22 protein-coding genes are annotated in these 25,931 nt (G+C 36.3%); 18 read left to right on the top strand and 4 right to left on the bottom strand.

Annotation, left to right across the window (positions count from 1 at the left end; all coding sequences use genetic code 11):
* The first annotated feature begins 70 nt into the window (after positions 1–70).
* From CHB68_RS17985 to CHB68_RS17925, 13 genes are all read left to right on the top strand, one after another.
* Positions 71–640, top strand: a complete 570-nt coding sequence (locus CHB68_RS17985; protein ID WP_089263244.1) for an outer membrane protein — start codon at positions 71–73, stop codon at positions 638–640.
* Positions 641–744: 104 nt separating this feature from the next.
* A complete protein-coding gene (locus tag CHB68_RS17980) occupies positions 745–4,818 on the top strand; it encodes a T9SS type B sorting domain-containing protein (protein ID WP_143815237.1) in 4,074 nt (1,357 codons plus the stop codon).
* A 509-nt stretch (positions 4,819–5,327) separates the two neighbouring features.
* The gene (locus CHB68_RS18810; protein WP_262494242.1) at positions 5,328–5,459 is read left to right on the top strand and encodes a hypothetical protein; all 132 of its coding nucleotides are present in this window, start codon (positions 5,328–5,330) and stop codon (positions 5,457–5,459) included.
* Positions 5,460–5,867: 408 nt separating this feature from the next.
* Complete coding sequence (locus CHB68_RS17970; protein WP_143815236.1) at positions 5,868–6,623, top strand: hypothetical protein; 756 nt, start codon at positions 5,868–5,870, stop codon at positions 6,621–6,623.
* Positions 6,598–6,807 (top strand): hypothetical protein, encoded by a 210-nt coding sequence (locus tag CHB68_RS17965; RefSeq protein WP_089263238.1) that lies wholly within the window; start codon positions 6,598–6,600, stop codon positions 6,805–6,807. Before CHB68_RS17970 ends, CHB68_RS17965 begins: the two co-directional genes overlap by 26 nt.
* Positions 6,808–6,976: 169 nt before the next feature.
* Entirely contained in the window at positions 6,977–11,029 is a 4,053-nt protein-coding gene (locus tag CHB68_RS17960; protein ID WP_089263236.1) for a T9SS type B sorting domain-containing protein, read from the top strand.
* Between the two features lie 139 nt (positions 11,030–11,168).
* Positions 11,169–11,885 (top strand): hypothetical protein, encoded by a 717-nt coding sequence (locus CHB68_RS17955; protein WP_143815235.1) that lies wholly within the window; start codon positions 11,169–11,171, stop codon positions 11,883–11,885.
* A gap of 2 nt (positions 11,886–11,887) precedes the next feature.
* Complete coding sequence (locus tag CHB68_RS17950; RefSeq protein WP_089263232.1) at positions 11,888–12,280, top strand: hypothetical protein; 393 nt, start codon at positions 11,888–11,890, stop codon at positions 12,278–12,280.
* 7 nt (positions 12,281–12,287) lie between these two features.
* On the top strand, positions 12,288–12,755 hold the full coding sequence (locus CHB68_RS17945) for a hypothetical protein (protein WP_218822518.1): 468 nt from the start codon (positions 12,288–12,290) through the stop codon (positions 12,753–12,755).
* On the top strand, positions 12,752–14,041 hold the full coding sequence (locus tag CHB68_RS17940; RefSeq protein ID WP_089263229.1) for a hypothetical protein: 1,290 nt from the start codon (positions 12,752–12,754) through the stop codon (positions 14,039–14,041). The genes CHB68_RS17945 and CHB68_RS17940 overlap by 4 nt, the downstream gene beginning before the upstream one ends.
* On the top strand, positions 14,029–14,364 hold the full coding sequence (locus tag CHB68_RS17935; RefSeq protein ID WP_089263227.1) for a hypothetical protein: 336 nt from the start codon (positions 14,029–14,031) through the stop codon (positions 14,362–14,364). Before CHB68_RS17940 ends, CHB68_RS17935 begins: the two co-directional genes overlap by 13 nt.
* The gene (locus CHB68_RS17930) at positions 14,354–14,827 is read left to right on the top strand and encodes a hypothetical protein (protein WP_089263225.1); all 474 of its coding nucleotides are present in this window, start codon (positions 14,354–14,356) and stop codon (positions 14,825–14,827) included. Before CHB68_RS17935 ends, CHB68_RS17930 begins: the two co-directional genes overlap by 11 nt.
* The gene (locus CHB68_RS17925) at positions 14,824–15,957 is read left to right on the top strand and encodes a type II secretion system F family protein (RefSeq protein WP_089263223.1); all 1,134 of its coding nucleotides are present in this window, start codon (positions 14,824–14,826) and stop codon (positions 15,955–15,957) included. The genes CHB68_RS17930 and CHB68_RS17925 overlap by 4 nt, the downstream gene beginning before the upstream one ends.
* An 11-nt stretch (positions 15,958–15,968) precedes the next feature.
* Here the strand turns inward: CHB68_RS17925 and CHB68_RS17920 are convergent, their stop codons facing one another.
* The 4 genes from CHB68_RS17920 to CHB68_RS17905 form a co-directional block, all read right to left on the bottom strand.
* Entirely contained in the window at positions 15,969–16,397 is a 429-nt protein-coding gene (locus CHB68_RS17920; RefSeq protein ID WP_089263221.1) for a hypothetical protein, read from the bottom strand.
* 91 nt (positions 16,398–16,488) lie between these two features.
* Positions 16,489–17,145 (bottom strand): hypothetical protein, encoded by a 657-nt coding sequence (locus CHB68_RS17915; RefSeq protein ID WP_089263219.1) that lies wholly within the window; start codon positions 17,143–17,145, stop codon positions 16,489–16,491.
* Position 17,146: 1 nt separating this feature from the next.
* Positions 17,147–18,463: a tyrosine-type recombinase/integrase gene (locus tag CHB68_RS17910; protein ID WP_089263217.1), complete on the bottom strand. Its 1,317-nt coding sequence runs from the start codon at positions 18,461–18,463 to the stop codon at positions 17,147–17,149.
* Between the two features lie 688 nt (positions 18,464–19,151).
* The gene (locus CHB68_RS17905) at positions 19,152–21,203 is read right to left on the bottom strand and encodes a helix-turn-helix domain-containing protein (protein ID WP_089263215.1); all 2,052 of its coding nucleotides are present in this window, start codon (positions 21,201–21,203) and stop codon (positions 19,152–19,154) included.
* A 698-nt stretch (positions 21,204–21,901) separates the two neighbouring features.
* Between CHB68_RS17905 and CHB68_RS17900 the strand changes: the two genes are divergently transcribed.
* The 5 genes from CHB68_RS17900 (at position 21,902) to CHB68_RS17880 (ending at position 25,873) form a co-directional block, all read left to right on the top strand.
* Entirely contained in the window at positions 21,902–22,510 is a 609-nt protein-coding gene (locus tag CHB68_RS17900) for a hypothetical protein (RefSeq protein WP_089263258.1), read from the top strand.
* Between the two features lie 233 nt (positions 22,511–22,743).
* On the top strand, positions 22,744–23,301 hold the full coding sequence (locus tag CHB68_RS17895) for an ankyrin repeat domain-containing protein (RefSeq protein WP_089263256.1): 558 nt from the start codon (positions 22,744–22,746) through the stop codon (positions 23,299–23,301).
* A 20-nt stretch (positions 23,302–23,321) separates the two neighbouring features.
* On the top strand, positions 23,322–24,422 hold the full coding sequence (locus tag CHB68_RS17890) for an acyltransferase family protein (protein WP_089263254.1): 1,101 nt from the start codon (positions 23,322–23,324) through the stop codon (positions 24,420–24,422).
* 56 nt (positions 24,423–24,478) lie between these two features.
* Positions 24,479–25,243: a DUF6090 family protein gene (locus CHB68_RS17885; protein ID WP_089263213.1), complete on the top strand. Its 765-nt coding sequence runs from the start codon at positions 24,479–24,481 to the stop codon at positions 25,241–25,243.
* Positions 25,244–25,282: 39 nt separating this feature from the next.
* Complete coding sequence (locus CHB68_RS17880) at positions 25,283–25,873, top strand: hypothetical protein (RefSeq protein WP_089263211.1); 591 nt, start codon at positions 25,283–25,285, stop codon at positions 25,871–25,873.
* Positions 25,874–25,931: the final 58 nt, after the last annotated feature.

Here is a 25,931-nt window from a genome sequence, read left to right as displayed (position 1 = left end):
GAATTACTGCGGTAAATACAGTAAAAAAACAAATTATAGAAAAAATATCAACTTTAAACAACTACTAACCATGAAACAACAAGTAAACTTTTTTTTAATTTTTCTTTTTGCATGCTTGACCAGTTATGCCCAAGATGCCAAGTTCAGTGCCACTTTAGGCTATCCCATTGCTGTAGGGGATAATTTTTTGGAGCAGTATTCCAGTATAATTGACGTTGGGGCACAGTATCGCTTTTTAGAAGCAGGGCCGGTTAATATTGGAGTATCCGGCAACGCTAATTTTTTTAACAGGAATAATACGTTGAGTACTTTTTCGTACAAAGAACAGGTGATTCTCATACAGCCAAGGGTGTTTGGGGAGTTGAACTCTCAAATTTTGCTGGGCTTTCGTCCATTTGTGGGTGCTGGCTATTCGTTTTTGACCTCTAAGTTTAAAGCAGAAAGTGACCAAACCCCAGATACCAGCGATAGTACCGGAGGGATAAATATAAACATAGGTTCCGCCTATGATATTACCAATAATTTCTTTGTATTTGTATCCTTTGACTATTTAAATGTATCTAGGGACAATCCAAACATAGATAACAGTTTTTTTAATACGGCAAATATTATAAAATTAGGAGCTGGTCTTCGGTTTTAATAGGAACGTTTATAAATGGTCGTTCTTTCCGGCTATAGACCGTATAAATTGTGTTTGTAACTAGTTGCCCAATATCTTAACGCCCCAATAGAATTGTTCACATTTTGAGACACCTACTTATTATCATTCTACTATGTTGGTTACCGTTTAAGGCTATGGCCCAAAACGAGGCGGCCATTTGGTATTTTGGCGAAAATGCCGGGCTGGATTTTAACTCCGGTGCACCCGTGGCCTTAACGGATGGGGCCATGATTACCCAAGAGGGCTGTGCCACTATTTCGGATGGTAATGGTAACCTGCTGTTTTACACCAGTGGGGTAACCGTTTGGGACCGTACTCACAACCCTATGCCCAATGGTACGGGACTTTTAGGGGATTTCTCCAGTTCACAGTCGGCCATTGTGGTACCGGATCCTGGCAACCCGGATCTGTATTATGTATTTACAGTTGACGATTTGGGAGGGCCCAATGGCTTTCAATATAGCGTTGTGGATATGACATCGAATGGGGGCTTGGGAGACGTTACCCTAAAGAACATACCCTTGACCACCCCTGTTGCCGAGAAACTAACGGCCGTGGAACACGCCAATGGGACGGATATTTGGGTGCTGGTGCATACGTATGGAAATGACCAATTTTTGGCCTATTTGGTAACCCCAACAGGGCTAGTAACAACCCCTGTAGTTTCAGCTGTGGGAGAAAATTTGCCCTTACATTCGGGAGCACGGGGAGTTGGTGGTTATATGAAAATATCACCGGATGGGCAGTTCTTGGCCTACGTAACTGGGACGGGAAGGGATCGTCATTTGTTTCGTTTTGATACGCTTACGGGACAGGTAAGTGATTTTATTGAATTGAATCCGTATTTTCCCGCCTCTACTAATACGGTTTTGAATAGCTCCTATGGAGTGGAATTTTCCACGGATAGTAGCAAACTATATATTACCTCGTCAAATTTTTACCGGAATTGGACATCGGAGCATAATATTCACCAATTTGACCTCTCTACCTATTCGGAAGCGACTATTTTAGCTTCGGGCGTTGAAATCGCCCCTATGAGACCTGGTCCTGAAGGCGCAATTCAATTGGGTATTGATGGTAAAATTTATATTGCAGAGGCATATCAAAATGCTTTAAGTGTTATAAATGATCCTAATTTGGGAGGTTTGGCCTGTAATTATGTACCGGATGCCGTTCCATTAGCAAGCGGTATAAGTCGGTTGGGATTACCGCCCTTTATCCAATCCTTTTTTGTGGTGGGCTTGCGGGCACGGAATTTTTGTTTGGGGGATGCCACCGAATTTGAGGTGACCTCCACGGACCCCATTTTAAGTATTGCTTGGGATTTTGGGGATGGATACACCTCCACTTTGGAAACCCCAATTCACACCTATGCAGCGGCTGGGACCTACCCTGTAAGCGTTACGGTCACCACTACAGCGGATACAAAGACGGAATCCAAGGACATCACTATTTATGAGGTGCCAACCGCCAATGTGGCAACCAATGAGGAGGTTTGCCATGTTGCTGATACCTTTCCTTTTGATGTCACCACCAAAACAGCTGAAATTTTAGGGGTACAGGACCCCAATGATTTTCAGTTACAGTATTTTTCATCGGCTACTGATAGGGATGCTAATTTGGATCCGTTAACTTCAACCGAGATTTTTGATTTAGGTACAACGACCATTTACGTAAAAGTCACCAATCGTTTGAACACCAGTTGTTCGGCTAGTACCGAATTTGATATTTTGATAAAACGTACTCCAGATTTGCTGGCCGTTCCGGATAGTACAGTTTGCGATGATGACGGTGATGGGCTTTTTACTTTCGATTTAAGTTATTGGGATGATCTGATTGCGCCAGCCATGATAAGTGTAAACGTGAGCTACCATGCTTCACAAGCAGATGCGGATGCTAACATGAATCCCTTGCCCAACAATTATACGAACACGAATCCGACCGAAATTATCTATTTCAGAATAGAAAATGCCACCTATCCCGAATGTTATGAAGTGGGTAATTTTCAATTGGAGGTCATTGACCAGGTGATAGCCAACACGCCCGGGGATTTGGTGGGATGCACTTCGTATGGGGGTTATAATTTGGACATGCCCTCATTTGATTCAGCGGTTTTGGGTGCCCAGGATCCTAACGATTTTAGCGTAACCTATTTTTTATCTCAGGCCGATGCGGATACCAACAGTAATGCCTTGACATCACTCCATTCCTTTGATTATGGAACGACTCCGGTTTTTGCAAGAGTCACGAATAATAACAACCAAGAATGCTATGCCACTACCCAATTTAACATAATTGCCCGGGAAGCACCCTTAGTTGACACTATTACAGATTGGACGGTCTGTGACGATGATACGGACGGTTTTTTCACTTTTGACCTTTCCCAAAAGAACACAGAGATTTTCAACGGACAGGACGAAACCAAGTTTGAAATCCTGTATTTCGCCTCCCAAGCAGATGCCGATGCCGGGACGAATGCATTGCCCCTAAACTATACCAATACGGCAGCTACAGAAACGATATTTGTTAGATTTCAGAATAGCACCTATACGGACTGTTACCGAACGGGAAGTTTTGTTATTGAAGTGATTCATGGAGTAACGGCCAACCAACCGGCCGACCTGTCGATTTGTGATGAAAACAACGATGGGCAAGCGATTTTTGACCTGACACAAACAGAGACCGAAATTATTGGAGCCCAAAACCCGAATAGTTTAAACCTTAGCTATCACGAAACTCAAGCGGACGCGGATAGCGGAGAGAATCCCCTGAATGCGGATTCTTATTTGAGCCCTTCCTATCAAAATACGATTTATGTTCGGGTAGAAAATGCTTCGGATACGTCCTGTTACGCTACCACCTCCTTTGATTTGAACATTTATGATACGCCCGCAGTACCACAAGTGGCCGATTGGCAGGTATGCGATGATAATAATGACGGTATTTATCTTTTCGACTTTTCCAAAAAGGAAACCGAAATTCTAAGCGGAAGTACAGGAACAAATATTTCTTTTTACGTCTCACAAACGGATGCAGAAACGGCACAAAATGGGATTACAGGGAATTACCAAAATATAAGCAATCCCCAGACCATTTATTTCCGATTGGAAAATTCGAACAATGCCCAATGCTATTCGGTATCATCCTTTCAATTACAGGTGTTTGATACTCCAAGGGCTTATACGGCATCGGACATTATTATTTGTGATACGGATGAAGCGGGACGCTACTATTTTGACCTTTCCGAAAAGGATGCTGAAGTGTTGAACGGTCAGGACCCATTGTATTATGATGTCAGCTACCATGGTTCCGAGAACGATGCATTGAACAACATTGCTCCTCTTTCCACGGCCAATTACCAAAATACCAATCTAAACGAAATCCTTTGGGCGCGTGTTCAGCATACTGATTTGGAAAGTTGTTTTGATGTGTCCAGTTTTAATCTAATCGTGAACCCACTCCCACAAATGAACATGGAAGAACGCTATGTCATTTGTCCCGATAGTCCGGATTTGATTTTAGATGGAGGTGATTTTGAGAGTTGGTCTTGGCAAAGTTCCGAAGGTGTAGAATTAAGTACTAACAGAAATTTTAATGTTTCTGTTTTGGGTACATATCAATTAATCGTAAGAAAAACTACAAATGGGGTACGTTGTGAAAACTCCCGTTCATTTGAGGTGTTATCATCTGGGGCACCGGAAAGCATGGAAGTTGAGGTCAACGGGTTTTCAGATCAGATAGATATTACAGTTACGGCAACAGGTACAGGGCCTTTTGAGTATTCTGTAGATGGTGAAAACTATCAAGCCAGTAATAAATTTGTGGTCTTCCCTGGAAAGCATACAGTGTTTGTTAGAGATTTATTGGAGTGCAGGGTTATATCGGAAGAAATAATCGCTATTGGCTATCAACGTTTTTTTACCCCAAATGGAGATGGAAATAATGAATTTTGGAACATCATTGGTGCGGAGCTTTATCCGGCGTCTCGGTTGTTCATTTATGACCGCTACGGTAAATTCATAGTACAAGTATCCCCCAATTCAAAAGGGTGGGATGGAAGCTATAATGGAAATCCGTTGCCCGCATCGGATTATTGGTTTAACTATCAATATGGTACTGATCAGACAATGACCGGGCATTTTACCTTAAAACGCTGATTGTATTTTAAGTGGCTTAAATACAACACTTCACCATTTATTTCGTTGTAATAAAGATGCAAATTGATGTCCATAAAGGCACAATTGAATTTTTGGTTTCCTTTAAAATAGGGAAATAATTAAATAAGAAAACCAAATCTAATGAAGCAAACCTACGTTTTCATACTCTTGTCATGTATACTGGTATCATGTAATAGTATTAAATTCCTTACCGTAAAAGAAGGTAATTTCTAACCCGTGTTTTAGAATTGTATGTGTATATAACACAAATTTCACTACCCTGCAGGCGCTTTTTTGTAAGTTTCACTATTGTTTATTGGTAAGTTATTTTCACAAGCCAACGCTATTATTTAATTTTATTAGAAGAAGTAACCTACTCTAAAGCTGAAAATGAATGGAGGTATTTGCCTATTGTATTATACTAAATCCGGTGCATTTTATTTTCTGGTCAAGCCATTAAGACATTTCTAGTTTTTTTAAAATATTTTAAAGGTTTCACAGCTAGAAAATTGATAAAAGCAATAGAAAAAAATGCTCAAGAAAGAAGAAAGGAATGCCTGCCTGCCATACAGGCATGGCAGATTTGGATGATGGAAAGAGCGATAAGAAAAAAAAGTAATGTTGCCAAAGGGCAGTTCTAATAGCAATATAATTAGCCAATAAAATTGTGGAGTAGAAAATTAATAAAACAAAAGATGGACTTTATTCATAATTAACCTATGGAATCAGATTTTGTAGCCAACCAAATTGATTGAAAGTATAGCTATACAAGAAATTATGCTGAATATCTTACACCATTTCAAATTATTATGAAGGAATAAATTTGAGTATGATAGATTTATAGTAAGTAAACAAATTGTAGGGCACAAGCGAGACGCTTGCGCCAGCGGTGGGGAATTTACAAAAGCAATTAGAATGAAGTAAAATTTGATTTTGTTGATTGTTTAATTTTTTTTTTATGATTTTTAAGTGATTAAGAGTGTGTTATGATTAAGACAATGTCAATTTTCTTATTTAGCTACTATATTATCCTAATTATAATTGTTATTGTGGGTACTATTTTCAATGTCGAGTTTTTTAAAACCTACTGGCCACAAACTGCTTTTATGATATTTATTGGACCAGTTTTAGAATACTGTTACTTGAAAATACAAAGCGCAAGGTTTTTTACAAGAGCAAAAGAATTTCATTCAGATTTTAAAGGAAGTAGGTATTTTGTAAGACCTGCTTTAAACTCAGAAATAGATACCTTGTACAATGACTTTATAAAGCTCTTTGGTCCGGATTTATTAAATTTAAATGAGTTAAAAAAAATACACGCTAAAAATGAAAACACAATACTTCTTGTTTGTAAAGAGCTTGTGGTACCAGGTAAAGATGATAAATCTGTAACAATTGGTTTCTTTGAACTATTTCCTATGATGCAAAGGTATAAGTCTCATCTTCTAAATAATAATCTAGATGGTAGAATACTTTCTCAAAATAGAATTTTAGGGCAAACTGTATACGCTAAAAATTACTATTTAGGTAGTATTGGTATTCTACCGAGTGTATTTTACAGAGAAAATTTTTATAAGGGTGTGGTTTTAAAAGAATTCTTAGACCATTTATATCAAATTAATAAGCATTATTCTTTTACTTTATTTACTAGACCTGTTACTCAAGATGGCCTAAGGTTGGTTAGTAAGTATGGCTTTAAAAAAACAGATCCTGGCTGTAAGGAAGGTGATTGTATATGGTTTCTTATAGTATCTAAAGGAAGTTTTAAAATAGATGAGAATGGTAAAATTAAGTTTGGAAGATAAATTTAAAAAAGTTGAGAATAATCTCATAGGTCTTTGGAGGTTTAAGAGAATTAATGAAAATACCAAATGGTGCGCAACATTTGAGTTTAAGGGTTTTTATTATGATGTAGAGGGGTATAGCACACCTCATAAAACTTTAAATGCCGTCTACAAACGCTTAGAGGAATTAGATAAGAACTATTGAAATTATTAATTTCTATTTCGAAGTAATCTGTTTTTCACACTTTGTAAAATGGATAAATATGGTTTTAGCTTTATACAATTTACCGTTTTTTCCTACGTTTTATAGTAATGCCTTTGTACAGCCATAAAATAGGGGTATTTTGTACTAGTAAACCAAAACCTAACCACGCTTGAACCTACGTTTTCACCTAGTCGTATTTTTTATAATAACTGGTTTTTTCGTCAATGCTCAAAAAGAGGCCGCTATATGGTATTTTGGCGAAAATGCGGGGCTAGATTTTAATACGGGTGCTCCTGTCACTTTGTTAGATGGTGCTTTGAGTACAAGAGAAGGATGTGCTACCATATCGGATAACAATGGTAGTTTACTTTTTTATACGGATGGTATTACCGTTTGGAACCGTAATCACCAAGCCATGCCCAACGGTACAGGCTTGTTAGGGGATCCATCTTCAACACAATCGGCAATTATTGTTCCACATCCTGGTATTCCAACACAGTTCTATATTTTTACGGCAGATAAAATAAAGGAAGCTAATGGAATAAATTATTCAGTAGTGGATATTTCCTTAGATGGGGGACTGGGCGATATTATTCAAAAGAATATACAGTTAGTTACGCCAGCAGCAGAAAAACTTACGGCTGTAAAGCATGCAAATGGTACAGATATTTGGGTTTTGACACATGATGCTTTTGGCGATGCATATTTAGCATATAGGGTTACGCCAACTGGTGTAGATACCACTCCCGTAATATCCAATGTAGGGATTAATTTGACAACCTATTTTTTTCAATCAAATATTCACGCGATAGGTTATCTTAAGGCTTCCCCAGATGGAAAAAAAGTAGCAGCTGCTCATAATGGCTTAAATGTGGATGTAATGGATTTTGATTCCGCCACAGGAATTTTAACGAACGCCCAAACGTTACTAGATTTTTCAGAGCACTATAAATTATTTTATGGGGTAGAATTTTCACCCTCAAGTAGATTTTTATACATTTCAAGTTCATTAACAACTGATCTTTATCAATATGATTTAGAAGCAGCAGATATAAGGAGTTCAGTTGTACAATTAAATACATCGTCATTAATTTTTGGCGCACTACAGTTGGGTATAGATGGTAAAATCTATATGGCAGACATGGAGAGACCAACTTTAAGTGTAATTGAAAACCCTAATGAGCAAGGGGCACTAAGTACTTTAAATTATAGTGCAATTGATTTAGGGGGTAGAACAATTATTTTAGGTTTACCGCCATTTATTACCAGTTATTTTCAGGTGGATATTATGGTGGACGGATTATGTGAAGGAAGCCCCACCACGTTTGAAAGTGCTATTAGCGCCAGTCCAATTTCTATGGTATGGGATTTTGGAGACGGTACCACATCCACCTTAGAAAACCCAAGTCACACCTATGCAGTTTCGGGTGATTATACTGTTTCCGTAACCGTTACCACAGCTTCGGAGACCAAAACAGAAACCAAGGACATTACAATTTATGAAACCCCTGTTGCAGTACCCTTGGCAGATTTAGAAGGTTGCATTACTCAAAACAGCTATAACATTGATTTACCTTCATTTAACCCCTCGGTTTTGGGTACACAAGCTCCTACTATTTTTACCGTAGATTATTTTCTTTCACAGGCAGATGCAGATGCGAATACCAATGCCTTGGAAGCTGTTCATCCCTTTCCTTTAGGGAGTACACCCGTTTATGTACGAGTATCCAATGCCAACAATGGTCAATGCTATGATACCACACAGTTCAATATCATTGCACGGGAAGCACCCATAGTAGATACCATAACCGATTGGACAGTTTGCGATGACGATACCGATGGACATTACACTTTTGATTTATCTTTAAAAAACACGGAGATTTTTAATGGTCAGGATGAAACTACATTTGAAATATTATATTTTGCTTCTCAGGCCGATGCTGATGCTGGTGCCAATGTGTTGCCAGTAAACTACACCAATACATTACCAACCGAAGAAATTTTTGTTCGGTTCCAAAACAGTACGCATCCTACCTGTTTTAGAACGGGAAGTTTTATGATTGAGGTAAGTCCAGGAGTTACGGCAAATACTCCAAGTAATTTAGAAATCTGTGATGATGATAACGATGGGTTTACCACCTTTAATCTTGCTGATACTGAACCGGAAATTATTGGCGCACAGCGTGCGAGTAGTTTATCCATTAGCTATCACGCTACAATGACTGATGCTGAGGGCAATTTAAATTCGTTACCTATTTCTTATACCAATAGTGTTTCAGGTAATCAAACCATATATACTCGAGTTGAAAATGTCTCTGATACCAATTGTTATGCAACCACCTCTTTTGAACTTTTAGTATATAACACACCAGAACAACAAACCGTTACCGATTGGAACGTGTGTGATGATGATATGGATGGGTTTTATGAGTTCAATTTTACGGATAAACAAGCTGAAATTTTAAACGGGCAGGACAGTGCCGTATTTATTACATCCTTTTACAACAACCAAACTGATGCGGATCAGGGATTAAATACTATTGGTCCGATCTATACCAATACTACAGTAAGCGAAACCATTTATTATCGCATAGAGAACAGTACCTACCGCGAATGTTATAGAACAGGTAGTTTTTTAATAGAAGTAAATGCTGCCGTTATTGCCAATATGCCAAGTAATTTGGAAAACTGTGATGATGATAACGATGGTTTTTCAACGTTTAGCCTTGCGGATGCTGAACCTGAAATCATTGGCGCCCAGAGTGCGAGTGCACTATCGGTAAGCTATCATACAACTTTAGCAGAGGCTGACACCGGTTTAAATCCCTTGCCAAATTCCTTTACCAATACCGTTGCTAGTAGTCAAACAATCTTTGTACGGGTAGCTAATGTTTCAGACATCAATTGCTATGCAACTACTTCTTTTAAACTACTGGTTTATGATATACCACAACTACAAACGGTTATGGATTGGAATGTTTGTGAGGATGATATGGATGGCATATCAAGTTTTGATTTTATCGAAAAAAACATTGAAATTTTAGAAGGTCAAAACCCTACTGCTTTTTCAGTCCGCTATTACGAGACCTTGGCAGATGCAAATTTGGCCCAGAATGAAATAACTGGAACCTATACGAACATTTCAAACCCACAAACTATTTTCTATCGTATAGAGAATAGTTTACATACGGCATGTTTTGTGACTGATAGTTTTGAATTGGAAGTTTTTGAAACTCCGTTTGCCATTGCTCCAACACCAATAATTGGTTGCGATGTAAATGAAACAGGAAGCCAGTCGATAGACCTTTCCCAAAAGAACTTGGAAATATTAGGAAGCCAAGACCCAATTGAATTTACTGTAGCATATTATACATCTCAATCGGATGCCGAAAATAGCAAAAATGAGTTAAGCGCAACTGCATATGTAAACTCTCAAGCTCAAGAAACGATATATGTCCGTGTAGAAAGGAATACTTTAGAAAGCTGCTATGCTATGACTTCGTTCGAAATTACGGTAAACCCATTACCACAACCCGTTTTAGAAGAACGTTATGTCATTTGTCCTGATAGTCCCGCTTTGGTCATCGACGGTGGCGATTTTGAGACCTGGTCATGGCAAAGTTCCGAAGGTGTAGAACTAGGTACTAACAGAAATTTTAATGTTTCGGTTTTAGGTACATATCAATTAACCGTAAGCCAAACTACAAATGGGGTACGTTGTGAAAACTCCCGTTCATTTGAGGTATTATCATCTGGGGCACCGGAAAGCATGGAAGTTGAGGTCAACGGATTTTCAGATCAGATAGATATTACAGTTACCGCAAAAGGAACGGGACCATTTGAATATTCGGTAGATGGTGAAAACTATCAAGCCAGTAATGAATTTGTGGTCTTCCCTGGAAAGCATACAGTGTTCGTTAGGGATTTATTGGAGTGTAGAATGCTATCCGAAGAAATAATCGCCATTGGCTATCAACGTTTTTTTACCCCAAATGGAGATGGAAAGAATGAATTTTGGAACATCATTGGTGCGGAGCTTTACCCGGCGTCTCGGCTGTTCATTTATGACCGCTACGGTAAATTCATAGTACAAGTATCCCCAAATTCAAAAGGGTGGGATGGAAGCTATAATGGAAATCCGTTACCCGCATCGGATTATTGGTTCAACTATCAATATGGTACTAATCAGACAATGACCGGGCATTTTACCTTAAAACGTTGATTTTATTTTAAGTGGCTTAAATACAACACTTCTCTAATTATTTCGTTGTAGTTAGGATGAAAATTTGTGGCAATAAGGTACAATTGAAATTATGATTTCCTTTAAAATAGGGAATCAATTAATAAGAAAACCAAATCTAATGAAGCAAACCTACGTTTTCATGCTCTTGACATGTATGCTAGTATCATGTAATAGTATTAAATCTCTTGCCGTTAAGGAAGGCAATTTCCCTTTTACTGGAACTATTGGAAAAGAACATGGTACTGTTTTAAAAACCGAGTTTATACCAATAGGGCATGCTGTTTTGGAAAAACCAATCGCATTAAATATTCAGATTATTCCTTTTACAAAAAGCACTTTTAAAGCATATATGAATGTTAAGGAGTTGAGCGGTGCTAAAAGCTCCATTACCTATGTAGATTCTATAGCAAACAAACCTAGTTATACGCTCTTGACTATTGAGGATAGAATAGGTTTAAAGGAAGCTTTAAATAATGAAATTAATAAAGCCGTCAAAAGCTACTTAGAAAAGGATGCCAATTGCAAAATGGTTTCGTCTATTTCTGTGGTTTTAGATGTTGCGCTTGTGCAAGAACTAACCAAAGCAGATGGTTTGTTTTTAATGACCGATACCAACGGAATATTACAGATTGAGGTGGTAAAGGAAAATCAAAGACATATTATAAACCTGCCTAAAAATGAACTGTTCGATTATAGTTTAATGGGCGTATGTTGGGGTGAAAATATTTATGGAAATCCTGTAATTGAAACCTTTAACGATAATGGAAAATGTCCCGATGGCACCGAAAAGGATGCCAAAAAATTAGATGAACTTCAATCATTTCTAAAATTATAAGTATGCGCATTTTTAGTTCAATACTGTTCATCTCAACGATTGTATTCCTAAGCAGTTGTGAAGAACTTTTAGAGGTTCCAGATATTTCAGGAGAAGAAGTAATGCTTTTGGCTCCATCTGATAGTACGGTGGTTACACAGGCCAATGTAAATTTTACCTGGAACGAAGTGTTTGAAGCAAAGAGCTATCATATTCAAGTGGCACAACCCAGTTTTTCAGCCGCTTCTCAGATAGTTATAGATACCTTGGTTGTTGTCGATAGCACTTATCTAGGTACAAGATTCACCAAGTCCTTATTAGATAATGGGTATGAATGGCGTGTAAAGGCTTTGAATAGTGATTTTGAGACGGAGTATACAACGCATTCATTTACGGTTCAAACTTCTGGAAATTAATATAACAGTGAAAAAGCAACACAAAACATACCTTCTTTTAGCCCTTGTACTACTCGTGTGGGGAATGATAGGGTACAAGTTTGTGAATGCTATAAATCCATCTACAAACATCCCCCAATTAGTTGATTCCAGTGAAAAATTTGTTCCTAAAATAATAAAGGAAAGAGAGAGTTTTAGCATTGTTGCAGATTACCGTGATCCTTTTTTAGGTACGATAAAAAAACCAAAAAGCGGTATACGTAAAACCGCTGTTAAACCGGTGAAAAAAGAAGTTCCCAAAAGGAACGTCACCTACACTGGTTTTATTACCGATAAAGGAAATAATCAAAAAATATTCTTTGTAACCATTGATGGTCAGCAGCAGATGATGAGCCTCAACGATACCTATCAAGAAGTCAAATTGGTTCAGGGTACTAAAAACTACATAAAGGTAGTATATAAAGGTATTTCTGAAAAGATTTCCCTAATTCAATGATTATTCTACGAAAAATAAAGGCAGGAGCACTTCAGTTTGTACTTTTTGTAGGAGCTATTATAGCAGTGTTATTAATGTCCTTTTTATTATTGACGTATACGCATCAGCACTTTGAGAAAAAGACCGATGTACTGATAGAAGTACTAAGAAGTGCGGATTATGGAATGGCAGCCTCCTTAATGGATGATTTTTCTTTAGAGGTTAGTCACCCTATAGATAGAGTAAGTGACATACCCATTACCATTTCCGTAAAACGGGAATTTTGGGGTGTATTCGAGAAAAGAACGGTACTTACCTCTCATAAAAATACTAACCATACCAAAACAGCTTTAATTGGAGGTAAGGATGAAGAGGAACTTCCGGCACTTTACGTGAATGACCATCAGCGCCCTGTTGTATTAGCAGGCAATACTAAAATCACCGGAACAGCCTATCTACCCGAACAAGGCCTAAAGATGGGTAACATCGCAGGAAATTCATACTACAGATCGCAATTACTTTACGGGAAAAGTATGAAGAGTAACGCAGTTCTACCCAATTTGGCCCCAGAACTGGAGAACCAAATGAATCGTTTGGCGAATAAAAAGGATGTGCCTAAAGGAAAACTTTTAAATAGACTACCTAAGGAGGGAATACAAAATTCATTTGAAGTTGAAACCGTTATTTATAAGGACAGATTAGTACACTTAAAGAATATCAAGTTAACGGGTAATATCATTATTGTAGCAGATGATAAAATTATAGTAGAAGCCAGTGCAAGGCTTAATGATGTACTATTGATAGGACCAGAAATAGAAATACATAATAGCGTAAATGGTGTTTTTCAGGCAATTGCAACAGAATCTATTAAGGTGGGTAAAAATTGTAACCTAGAATATCCTACGGCATTATTGGTGAACAAAAAATATGCAGTTGCAGCGGTAGAACAAAAAGGCCAGTCACAGTTTAACCAAATATCAAGTATCTATTTGGATTCCAACACCAATGTGAGCGGTATGGTTATGGTTTTGGACGAAGCTAAGATCAAACAATACATCCCCGAACTAAAAATCGAAAAAAATACCATTGTCAATGGAGAAGTTTATTGTACCAAAAATGTAGAATTAAAAGGAACTATAAATGGAATGGTTTCAACCGATGGATTTATAGCCTTGGAAAACGGAACCGTGTATCAAAACCATATTTATAACGGGACTATTAATAGTGAAAATTTGTCCTATACCTACACAGGTATTTTATTAGCATCTAGGGAAGGGAATAAAAAAGTGATGAAATGGCTTTATTAAAGAAAATACAAGCTTCGTCATTAATGGAAACATTGGTAGCAACCGTGTTGATTGTTATCATTTTTATGATTTCAAGTATGGTGTTGAACAACATCGTTACTACTAATATAATACACAACACAGAAAAGATTGAAGAGCGAATGCATAAATTAGAATACGAATTTATGCATAATGCTATTCATTTACCATACCAAGAAGATTTTGAACTTTGGGAAATATCCATTTCCAAAGATTCTAGGCAGAAAGGTCAAGTTGTATTATTGGTGGCAACAAATAGTAAAACACATATAAGCTTTACAAAATCACTGTTACATGAAGATTAGACAAACTAAAATAGAGGCATTTTCATTGCAGGAGATGATGGTTGTTTTAATCATAACCACTGTAGTCGTAGGAATGGCATTTACCGTTCTAAATTTAGTACAAAGACAAATGGGAAGCATTGAAACTATTTACACCATGAAAACGGATGTAAATCAGTTCCGACAATCCCTTTGGATAGATTTCAGTATGTATTCCTACGTTCATTTTGATAATAAGAATAATGTGTTGCGTTTTTCAAATGAGATGGGAGAAAGAACGTATGAAGTATTAAATAAAAGTAGTATCAGCAATGAAAATTTGGAAATTGAAATTGAATCTATAGCATTCTATTTTGATAATCAACAGGTTTTGTATGGTGAGATAGATGCCATTTCTATAACAACAAGTAAGGAAACAGGGCATCAAGAAATTTTTGCTTTTAAAGAGAATACCCCGGTTACCTATATAAATAAACAAAAATGAGTGGTTTTAAATTAGAACAAACTGTTAAAAATGCTCAAGCATCCTCTGATCAGGACTGGTTGAACAATTTGTTGCAAAAAGAAATCACATTCGGGAAGTCATTCGGTAGTAAGAGGAAAGAGGATTTTTATTCGGAATTGGCTGTTCTACTTAATGCGGGAATTCAATTAAAAGATGCCATCGCCCTAATTCAAGGAAACCAGAAGAAGGAGAAGCAAATTGCAATATTTACCAAAATGGAAGATGCCTTACTGGCAGGTCAAAGTTTTTTTGAAGTTTTAAAAAACAAACCGGAGTTTACTGAATATGAATATTACTCCATAAAAATAGGGGAGGAAACAGGAACATTGCCAAAGATAGTAGAGGAATTGGGTAAGTTTTATGAACGTAAAAATGAACAGCATAGAAATCTAATGAGCGCATTAACGTATCCAATAATTATTCTCTGTACTGCAGTTTTAGTGTTAGTATTTATGTTGCGAATGGTGGTGCCGATGTTCGAGGATATTTTTAAGCAAAACGGTGTGGAATTACCAACTATTACCAAAATGATTATCAATGCCTCTAACTTTATCAAAGATTATGGGTGGTTGGTACTTGTTTTTATCATATTAATACTAATCTTAAGAAATGTTTTTTCAAAAAAAGATTGGTTTAAAAAATGGAATGACAAATTCATACAGAAAATACCATATGTAGGTAGCTTTATTACCTCTGTATATTTAGCACAATTTACGCAAGCAGTTGCATTGCTGACAGCTTCAAAAGTCCCTATGTTAAATAGTATTCAATTGGTAAATAAAATGATCAATTTTTATACTTTGAACAACGCATTGGAAAATGTAGAGAAAGAAGTGATGGCTGGTAAAAGTTTAAACCAAAGTATGGCTGGGAATAAAATATTTGATAATAAAATGATTTCCCTAGTTAAAGTTGCGGAGGAAACTAATCAAACAGAATATATATTTGAGCGGTTAAGCCAACAATATGCAATAGAAGTGCAACAAAAATCTAAGCTGTTATCAACTTTAATGGAACCTTTGATAATTATTGTAATTGGTATTTTTGTAGGAGTTATTTTAGTAGCTATGTACTTACCAATGTTTAAATTAAGTAATGTAGTTGGATAGTATAGATTACACTAAAACTTGTTTTTATTTATAGGTATTGTGTTTTTAAAATAGACTATTTTTTTAGTGACCATGTCAAAATAGGGGAGTTCTCCATTTATACCTAAGGCAATATTTAAAACTCTATGAAATCGTTCAATCTTTTGGCTTAATGCCAAAATATCTCCCTTAGTTGCCGGTCTATCATGGTTTTTTGTAATTAAATTTTTAACCACATCTGCAGCAAGAGCACCAGCTGCTGCATTACCAATACCTGCAGCACTCATTTTCTCAATTTTATTTAATGGACCAATGACTCTTTTATCTGAGGAACTAACTGTTTTGTTTTTTTGATGATGTGCTTTAGATCGACAAGTAGCGCTACAGAATTTCTGAATATATCTCCTTTTTGGGATAAATTCATCATGACAATATTGACAAACGTAATATTTTGTATCCATTATGCGTTAAATATACGTAAGTTTAACGCTAAAATATACTTATTGTATAAAATTTGTATAAAGAAGTTCGAACTTTAAAAACTGACTTATATCAATATTTTAAACCAAAAACAGTTTTTAAAAGAAAATTCCTAGCTTCTTGATCAGTAATCAATACAGTCTTCTTTTTAGTTGTTTCTTTTTTAATGTCCCTGTTTTTATCTGTATTTATAATGTTGTTAAGTGGGGTAGGTGTATCATTTTTTAGATATGTTAAAATTTGAGATGATGTTAAGTCCACTACTATATTTAAATTAAACTTGGTTTGAATAGCTAATTTGTGTTGATTGAAAAAATCATATTGTAATTGAAAATAACTCTTTAAACTTTGATTGGTTTTACAATATTTAGTAAAATGTTCATTCATCCATTTTGTCATAAAAAGATAAAATCTAAGATGTAAAATGTAGTTTTCTATTAGGGTATTAAACTGTTCAACATTTAAATTTCTTCTAACATCAATTAACTTAAGAAGATTGTAATTTAATATTGAAGCTTTTTCAAGTATAACCCTATAATCATTTATAGAAATTCCATGATGAATTAAATTCTTTTTGGAAATAAGAACAGGAGTATTAAAAAAATTATCTGTAGAAATTCCGTTAAACTTTAATAATTCATCTTTGGGGATTATATTTTTTGGAATATAAAATAAGAGCGGATTATAAAGGTGGTTAACTAAGTATTTTAAAGTTTTTCCAGAATCCATGTTACTCTTTTAAAAGATTTGAATAGTCTTGTGCTAATTCGGCATCTATATCTCTTAAGTATTTTTCTAAGGCTGACATTGAATTATGCCCTGTAATCAGCATTAGTTTGCTCTTAGCTTCAAATGGAGTTGCGTCTCTTAAAATTCTCCGGTATAATTTTGTAATATAGGTATGTCTAAAACTATAAAGTCCAAAATCTTCATTTAAATTAAAATGGTTTTTTACTTTTTGTTTAAAGCGTTTAGAGAAATAATTTCTTCTATTGGTCTCCTTTGTATTCCATATACCACCTATTGTATTTGGTGTAAATAAGAGGTGCTCAGGGTTTTTATTTGTTAAATCCGGTAGTTCTTCTAACAAGATTTGAGGTATTGTTTTACGTTTTAAATTACTGTTTTTGGCTTGAAAAGTGAGGGTTCTATTCTGTATATCAACATCCTTAATTTTTAACCTCGATGCTTCAATAGGTCTCAAAAAATTATAAGCGACAAATTTTATATATAATAAAAGTATAGGATCTTCTTTTTCTAGGTGTTTAAAAATACGCTTTTCAATTTCTTGTGTAAATGTTTTGTTTCTATTTGGAATTGATTTCAATACTTTGATAGTCTTTATGAAATTGAATGATATTATTTCATTCTCTTCTAAAGTTTGTAATATGGTACCAAGAGTTAACCTAAAATTATTTCTGTTTCTAGCGCTTGTACTCATGACTTTTTCATTAAGAAATTCCAATAATACTTTTTTAGTCAATTGATCAATAGTACTAATATGAGGATGGTTTGATGACAACCATTTTAAAAATGCCTTAGTTTTTAGTCGGTAATCTTGTATAGTCCGGGGTTTAACCTGATTTTGTTTTAATTTCATAACAAATTCAAAGGCTTCACCAATAGGCATCGCTATGTTTTGCTTTTTTTGATTTATAAAATTGTTGGTTTTAATATCAGCTTCATATTGATTTTTACTCTCGATAAATTTATTTTCTGATATTTTTCTTTTTATGGATTCATTATTTTCAAATGGACTATAACCTTGTTTTAATAATTTAAGGAGGTTATTTCTATATGCTGTTAAAATGGTTAACCGGTCTGCTTTAGTTTTATATTTATTTGCTTTTCCATATATATTTTTCATTCGTACCAATTTTTTGGTAATTGGATCTCTAAATGAAAAATAAACATACCATCTTTTGGTAAGATCGCCTTTTGCGGTATAGATTTTTGGAGTCGAGAAATTACTTTTTGCAGACAAATCGTGTTCTAAAACGTGTTCACTTTCGTGTTCAAATGTAACTGTTTCTTGAAATATAGACATAAAAAAACGGTTTAGAGTGAACTAAACCGTTGTTTTGGCACATTTTACTAGTGTAGCGAGAGGGGGGCACGATCCCCCGACCTCCGGGTTATGAATTTTAACCGCTATTTTTTAGTTTTACAACCTATTGAAAAACAAGTAGTTATCAAATATATTTTTACTGTTTTAGTGTAAACCGTATACGGTAGCGTATACGGTTTACTTTATAAAAATATTGAACTTCTATAAATTCTCCTAATAATATTTGTAATGTGCACAATATTAAATAAGAGAAGATTAGTAATAGATAGGGGTTCGAATCCTGCTAACTCTATTTTAATATTTCTTAACATTTAAAACCTAATAATTAATTGATTTTAAAAGGTTTTATCTTTTGGTCTTTTCTTAAAAATGCTTTTTTGACCGGATAATTCTTTTAAGAGGTAAACAAATCGGTCAACACAACATTCTCAAATTTTAATTCCATTGTAAGCGGGGGAATCCAGAAAAAGGTTTATCGCGTAAAAGGGATTAGAGGTAAAAAGAATCTGTAATGATAAATTGAAATTGTTCTTACACTAGGTGACCTTCATAAAAGATAGAATTTGTAGAAAAAGGAAGTTATAAAAACCAATAAGAATAAAATGAAACGGTACTTGGAATTATGTTAAGTGAAAAAATTGAATTAATAGCTAAGCTTTTGAACGGATTAGAGCAAGCTTTCTTCATCCAGATACATTTTTAACTCGGTCTGATTTTCCCAAAATCTATCCTTTATTTTTTGCATGATGGCCTCAAAATCGGGATGACTTTTTAAAGGTTGAATCAAAGGTTCATCTTCAATTAATAAAAACCAATACAGATAATTCTCTGTTTCGGAAAATATTCTAAGCTGTTCGATGGCCTCATTGATTTTTCCTTCATAAGCGTATTTCCAAACCAGATTTACACTTCTATAAATCGATTGATCCCTTTCGCAGTACTCTGAGAAATCGTTAAATAGTTTCTCAGCTTCATTATCCAACCCCATCTCTTTATAGACCTGTGCAATTTTGACGTTTTCCTGTTGATAAATATTCAGTCCATTTGCTTCCCTGGCTTCCACAAATTTTTTAAAATAGGAATAGGCACTTTCATAATTTTCGTCGATGTAATACAACTTACCGATGTCCTGTAAAATATCAAGCCGAGTGGTATCCTTCTCCCATTCGTTTAATAATATATTTCTGGTCTGCTCTATATTACCATCCTTGGCGAACAGAATAAATGCCTTTAAATGCGGTGCATAAAAGTTTTTAGGGTTGTAATCCAACGACCTATTAATATACTTTAATGCTTCATCTGAAAAGCCTGATGACACAAGCGCATTACTTAGTTGTAAATATGTATAGCTCTGGGTAACTGAATCACTCGCTACATTCAGCTGGACCCCTTTTAAGGCGTACTCTAGGTACTTATTGGTATTGGGAACCATGTGAGAATAAAATTCCGCAAGCATTTGCACCGCCAAAGATGAATTGGGGTTATATTCCAGCGCCTTATTAAGATGGGGCAAGGCCAATTGGTACTCCCTTGTTTGTATGTAGTAAAAAGCCTTGGCGACTAGGCTTTCGGCGGATTTTGAATCATAAAGCAATGCCTTATCCGCAAAGCTGTTAATCTTTTCGGTATACTGTTTTTCGATTTGGGACATTTCAAGAAGATAGTATGAAATAGCGATGTTGGCATACGCCAAGGCAAACTCTGTATCCTGCTCTGTAGCTTTTTCGAATAATGAAATGGCCTTTTCCAAGCCTTCTTCCGTGCGCGAATAATAAGGATCCAATGCTTGTAGGTAGTAATCATAGGCCAACAGGTTTTCAGTAGGCTTCTTTTCAATCTGCTCCAATTCGTCCGGTGTCACGACCGCTTCAATGGCATCGGCAATTTTCTTCGCAACATCGTTTTGCAAAGCAAAGATGTCCACTACTTCCTGATTGTATTGTTCCACCCAAATAGGGGTGTCCGATGAAGCTTCGATCAGTTGTATGTTGAGCAACACCTGATCACCGACACGCTGACCGCTACCTTCTACCAAGTAGTTCACATCAAGTTCTTCGGCAATCTCTGGAATACCCTTCTCGGTTTTTCTGTACTTCTCTACCGAGGTTCTACTGATGACCCGCAAGTCTTCAATTTTCTGAAGGTTGTTCAATGCAGATTCCATCAACCCGTTTACAAAATAAAGATTGGTGGAATCGCTGCTCTCATTTTTAAAGGGCAATACTGCAATGGATTTTTCAATTTTCGGTTCATTTATAGCATCCTTTTTATTGAACAGCATTATGGCTACAAGTATCAGTGCTAAGGATGTTGCAGCAATAATCGGCCATTGGTATAGTTTCAAATAGTTTGGTTTAATCTGTTCGATTTCAACTTCTACATCACTTTTTCCAAGCTCCCCAGGAGAATGTCCGTACTGTTCTCGAAAGCATTTAATGAAATAGGAAGTGCTTCCAAAACCTACTTGATATGAAATTTCGGAAACCGTTGAAGAATCTTCCTTTAGCAGTTTCATTGCTTCCTTAAGACGGACTTGACGTATAAACTGGCTTGCAGAAAGCTGTGTCTGTTTCTTGATCTTCCGGAGCAGGTTGGATCGGCTCATGTGCAGAGCTTCCGCAAGTTCGGACACCCCAAATTGTTCGTTGGCCAAATTTTCCAGAATTAGGGCTTCCGCTTGTTCTATAAAGTTTGGTTTTTTGGCCGATGGATTTGACATGTTGTTTTTTGCTGGCTCTAAATTAGGGAAAATATAGAGAATTATGCGTTATCCCGGCGGCCTTTGATTTAGTGGAAAAAGCATCTTTTGCGTCATAAGTTACATCGCTGCGCCATAATTTTCATAGCCTCCTGAAACTTTACATAGTTTTCCGCATAGCTCATACGGGTTGCTTCAAGTTCTATAGAACCTTTGTAACATCAAAATTATAATAAACAATTTAAAACTTAATAGCATGAAAGCATCAGTCAACAGAACAGCAACGGAATCTAAAACAGGACAGTATTTCTCATCCTTTAGCGGAAGCAAAAGAACCCAATGGGCACAGTACCGAAACTTTAACCGCTAATCACGGCTTGAAATAAATAGTAATCAAATAAAATCACAGTCATGAAATCGAAGATTCACGAATACCTATAAAAATTAAATAACAAAGCCATGAGTAAAACGGGCATCAATCAATCGCCAACGGAATCTAGAAGGTTCACTTTCTTTACCCATTTTGAGGACAGCAAGAGAATCCGTTGGTCACATTCCAGACCTTACCTTCATTAAGAAGCCTAGTTTGTTGGTTTGGAAAAAGGGGTAGGCCCTAATCAAAGTCTATCCCTTACCATAACAAAATTATAACAATAATTAAAAATGTAATTATGAAATCAAAGATTCACGAATACCTATTAAAATTAAATAACAAAGACATGAGTAAAACAATCAAAAAACAAGCTAAGTTAAAAGTGGCGTGTGCTGCCTTTACTTTAATATCTGCACTAGCATTTGCACAAAACAATTCTAACACTCAAAACAGCTTTAACCGAGATGGTTTTATGTTCGAATTTGGTCTAGGTGGTGGTATAATCAGTATAGAAGATAGTGCTGGAACCCAAAGTTTTGATGATACCCAAGGCGGTGGCACTTTTCCTGAATTAAAGTTTGGCTATATGCTAAACAACCGTTTAGCCGTTACCGTTTCTGCACCTGGAATGATTTACACGCTTAATGATAACGACAGGCACTTTGGAGGCATTATACCTTCTGTTCAGTACTGGGTAAAAGACCGGTGGTGGATACATGGTGGTGCCGGTTTAGCCTTAGATGGCCCTGCCTTATATGATATTGAAGATAACATAAATGACGATTGGAATACGGGTTTAGCTGTTATGGCGAGCACGGGTTACGAAGTGTACAGAAAAAACAAATTTGCCTTAAACGTCCAATCCAAATTACTCCTGGGTGGTGTAAAGCTAGATAATAATAATGACAGAGAGGTGGTGCAATTTAGTTTAGGAATTGGCTTTAGCTGGTTTTAATCATTTGCACCGCCAAAGGGTATAATACTCCAAGGCTTGCCTCGAAATTAAAAGTCCGTTTCCTACGAATGCATTGCGGGCTTGCCCCGAGGTCGTTTACTAAAGAAAAAATAATAGCAATAATCAAAAAAAATATAATCATGAAATCAAAGATTCACGAATACCTATTAAAATTAAATAACATAATCATGAATAAACCATTTAGAATTATCACATTAAGAACCTTGGGATACATGTCATTAGGCCTTCTTTTACTTACGACCGCATGTGGTCAAACAAGCAGTAAATCAAAAACCGAAGTAACCACCAGTACCGAAACCAAGTCGGTAGTTGATGCACCAGAAATGGATATTCAAACAGCGATACTATCGGACAATCTTGAAGCTGTTAAACAGCATATTTCGGCAGGAACAGATTTGAACAAAAAAGACCCTATGACCGGGGCCACACCACTAATCACTGCCGCGAGCTTTGGAAAGCATAAAATTGCGCAAGCCCTTATTGATGCCGGTGCGGATTTATCGGCTAAAAATAACGATGGTGCAACAGCTTTGCATACGGCCGCATTCTTTTGTAGAGTCGAAGTCGTACAGTCACTTATTGATGCCAAAGCCGATAAGACCGCTAAAAACAACTCTGGTATGACACCAAGGGAAAGTGTTATGGGGCCATTTGCAGAAATAAAACCTATTTATGAAATGCTTCAGCAACAATTAGGGCCGATAGGTTTACAAATTGAGTTGACGGAAATCGAAAAAACCCGTCCAGTCATAGCAATGATGTTGCAATAATCGATTTAAAATTAAACATGGTGAAAACTGAAAGAAGATATGATATTGATTGGTTACGAGTTATTGCAATTGGCCTGCTGCTCATCTATCATATTGCCATCATATTTCAACCTTGGGCCATGTTCATAGGGTTTATCAGGAGCGATGAGTTTCTAGAAGGTCTATGGAAACCTATGACCATGCTGAATGTTTGGCGGATTCCGCTTTTGTTCTATGTCTCGGGTATGGGGCTCTATTTTGCCATGCGCAAGAGAAACTGGAAGCAATTGATTCTGGAACGGACAAAGCGTATTCTTTTACCCTTCGTCTTTGGCTTTGTAGCTATAACCACCTTACATATGTATATTTTTCAGACGTATTATGATATGCCGTTGGGCTATTATCCGCATGTAGGGCATTTATGGTTTCTAGGGAATATTTTTGCATACGTCCTGCTGTTACTGCCCTTATTTTTCTATCTGAAAAAGAACGAGAATGGAAGATTTAAAAACGTCTTGTCCAAATTCATGGGTAATCCTGTTGGGCCTTTGTCGATTTCTATATTTTTTGTAGTTGAGGCCTTGCTGGTAAAACCCCAGCTATTCGCCCTATATGCGGAGACCTGGCATGGCTTCTTTCTTGGATTGCTCGCCTTCTTTTTTGGTTTTCTCTTTGTGTACAGCGGTAAAACCTTCTGGCAGACCGTTTTGAAATGGAGGTATTTCTACCTTGGTATAGCAGCCGTTCTGTATGGCATTAGATATGTTGAGTTCGCAACTGAGGCACCCGGTTATCTTACGGCCATAGAAGCCAATTGTTGGATTTTCGGAGTTTTTGGGTTGGGCTATAAATACTTGAACAGACCAAGTAAAATCCTAAGTTACCTAAGCCAGGCAGCATATCCGGTGTACATTATTCATATGTTCGTACTGTATATAGGGGCTATGCTCATATTACCTTTGGAAATGCCCACAGTGCTAAAATTCATTGCTATTACTGCCTTTACCGGTATTATTTGCTATCTTTTATACGAGTTTGTTCTTCGGAGAGTTGTTTTTTTAAGGCCTTTTTTCGGATTAAAATGGACATCAAAAAAAATCGAAAGATCAAAACTTCACTCCCCCGATATAAATTTAGAATAGTATGGTAAGGCTGAAATACTGAATAAGAGAATAACTCTTGAAATCCATAAATTAATATGAAGATCTTTCGAAAAATACGGTTTAAACTATTGGGTGAAAATAAGACTAGACAATATGCACTATATGCCATAGGTGAAATAGTGCTGGTTGTCATCGGAATATTAATTGCCTTACAAATTGACAATTGGAACCAGTCCAGAAAAGATGACAATGCCTTAAAAGAGTATTTAGTAAAAATCAAGTCCCACACTTCGGAAGATCTTCGGCAACTAGAGGAGATAACACAGGGCAGGGCACAAATAGCCGATTTATGCAAAAAGGCCCGTACAAGTATCTTGGATAAGACAGAAGATGAGAATCTCCATATCTTTAAGTTCAGTGGTCTTGCCTTTGCGGATTTCTATTTTAAACCGAATACAGGCGGATATGAAGCCCTAAAAAATTCCGAATATTTTGGAAAGATTAATAATACCCCGTTGGATTCGCTATTGACCAAATACCATAGTTTAGTAGAAGTCATTGCCGAAAACGAGAAAAGTTATAACGATTATATGGTGAATCAAGAGGCCTATCTTTCTACCCAGTTCGATCTATCGTTAATTTTAGCGTCCGCTGTTATGACACAAGATGCCTTAAGCATGAGGGCAACGCCCCAATCCGAGTACGATGAGGCCTTTAAGCAATATACGGCGTCCGCTCCTTACCGAAATGTTATTAGTTTGGCGGCCTTTCAATTTGATGAAATGATCAATCAGTATAATCAACTAGGAGCTATTGGACAAAGCGTTAGCAAAGAAATAGATGCAATTACCAATGATTAAATTCTCAAGGCCTATTTGTTAAATACTAGCACTAAAAAAATGACCAAGAAAAAAACAAAACAAATAACCAAATTCTTTCAGAAAAATATTGCTGGTAAAAAAGTAGTATCACTTTTCATAATTACCAATTTAGTATATGTATTCATGCTTACTGTTACTATTCCCAAAACAATGGAATTTTCAAATGGAATGAAATTGCTTGATATGCTACCAATGGGATATGACTTCAATTATGTCGATCAACTATGCAACACACTCGGAGAAATTGGACGTAAGACTTATTTAAGCAATCAAATACCTGTGGATATGGTTTATCCACTTTTATTTGGAATAAGTTATTGCTTAGTACTTGCCTATTTTCTTAACAAACTCGACAAACTAAAAACGGTGTTGGCATATCTCTGTCTTTTGCCTTTATTAGCCGGAGCGATGGATTACGCTGAAAATATAGGAATCATTGCTATACTCAACAGCTATCCCGAAATAGACCATAGTACTGTAGCAATAACCAGTAGTTTCAGTCTTCTTAAGAGTATGATCACGACACTCTATTTCGTGATTTTAATAATATCGCTGGTAGCACTAGGAATTAGAACTCTGGGAATAGGTAAAAGTACCAGGTCCAGTTAATGAAATGGGCTGTTAAGAATGATATCCAATTCATTGGGCAAAGGATAGCTATTGAACA

The sequence above is a fragment of the Maribacter sedimenticola genome (genome assembly GCF_900188415.1).
Taxonomy (GTDB): domain Bacteria; phylum Bacteroidota; class Bacteroidia; order Flavobacteriales; family Flavobacteriaceae; genus Maribacter; species Maribacter sedimenticola.
Note: the sequence above shows the minus strand (reverse complement) of the source record. Positions and strands in the feature narration are given on the sequence as shown.

What these genes read in the sequence shown, in the direction of transcription:
- CHB68_RS17985 (WP_089263244.1), top strand. Translation starts at nt 71, where the DNA reads ATGAAACAACAAGTAAACTTTTTTTTAATTTTTCTTTTTGCATGCTTG.
- CHB68_RS17965 (WP_089263238.1), top strand. Translation starts at nt 6,598, where the DNA reads ATGGTAAAATTAAGTTTGGAAGATAAATTTAAAAAAGTTGAGAATAAT.
- CHB68_RS17955 (WP_143815235.1), top strand. Translation starts at nt 11,169, where the DNA reads ATGAAGCAAACCTACGTTTTCATGCTCTTGACATGTATGCTAGTATCA.
- CHB68_RS17950 (WP_089263232.1), top strand. Translation starts at nt 11,888, where the DNA reads ATGCGCATTTTTAGTTCAATACTGTTCATCTCAACGATTGTATTCCTA.
- CHB68_RS17940 (WP_089263229.1), top strand. Translation starts at nt 12,752, where the DNA reads ATGATTATTCTACGAAAAATAAAGGCAGGAGCACTTCAGTTTGTACTT.
- CHB68_RS17935 (WP_089263227.1), top strand. Translation starts at nt 14,029, where the DNA reads ATGGCTTTATTAAAGAAAATACAAGCTTCGTCATTAATGGAAACATTG.
- CHB68_RS17930 (WP_089263225.1), top strand. Translation starts at nt 14,354, where the DNA reads ATGAAGATTAGACAAACTAAAATAGAGGCATTTTCATTGCAGGAGATG.
- CHB68_RS17925 (WP_089263223.1), top strand. Translation starts at nt 14,824, where the DNA reads ATGAGTGGTTTTAAATTAGAACAAACTGTTAAAAATGCTCAAGCATCC.
- CHB68_RS17920 (WP_089263221.1), bottom strand. Translation starts at nt 16,397, where the DNA reads ATGGATACAAAATATTACGTTTGTCAATATTGTCATGATGAATTTATC.
- CHB68_RS17915 (WP_089263219.1), bottom strand. Translation starts at nt 17,145, where the DNA reads ATGGATTCTGGAAAAACTTTAAAATACTTAGTTAACCACCTTTATAAT.
- CHB68_RS17910 (WP_089263217.1), bottom strand. Translation starts at nt 18,463, where the DNA reads ATGTCTATATTTCAAGAAACAGTTACATTTGAACACGAAAGTGAACAC.
- CHB68_RS17905 (WP_089263215.1), bottom strand. Translation starts at nt 21,203, where the DNA reads ATGTCAAATCCATCGGCCAAAAAACCAAACTTTATAGAACAAGCGGAA.
- CHB68_RS17900 (WP_089263258.1), top strand. Translation starts at nt 21,902, where the DNA reads ATGAGTAAAACAATCAAAAAACAAGCTAAGTTAAAAGTGGCGTGTGCT.
- CHB68_RS17895 (WP_089263256.1), top strand. Translation starts at nt 22,744, where the DNA reads ATGTCATTAGGCCTTCTTTTACTTACGACCGCATGTGGTCAAACAAGC.
- CHB68_RS17885 (WP_089263213.1), top strand. Translation starts at nt 24,479, where the DNA reads ATGAAGATCTTTCGAAAAATACGGTTTAAACTATTGGGTGAAAATAAG.
- CHB68_RS17880 (WP_089263211.1), top strand. Translation starts at nt 25,283, where the DNA reads ATGACCAAGAAAAAAACAAAACAAATAACCAAATTCTTTCAGAAAAAT.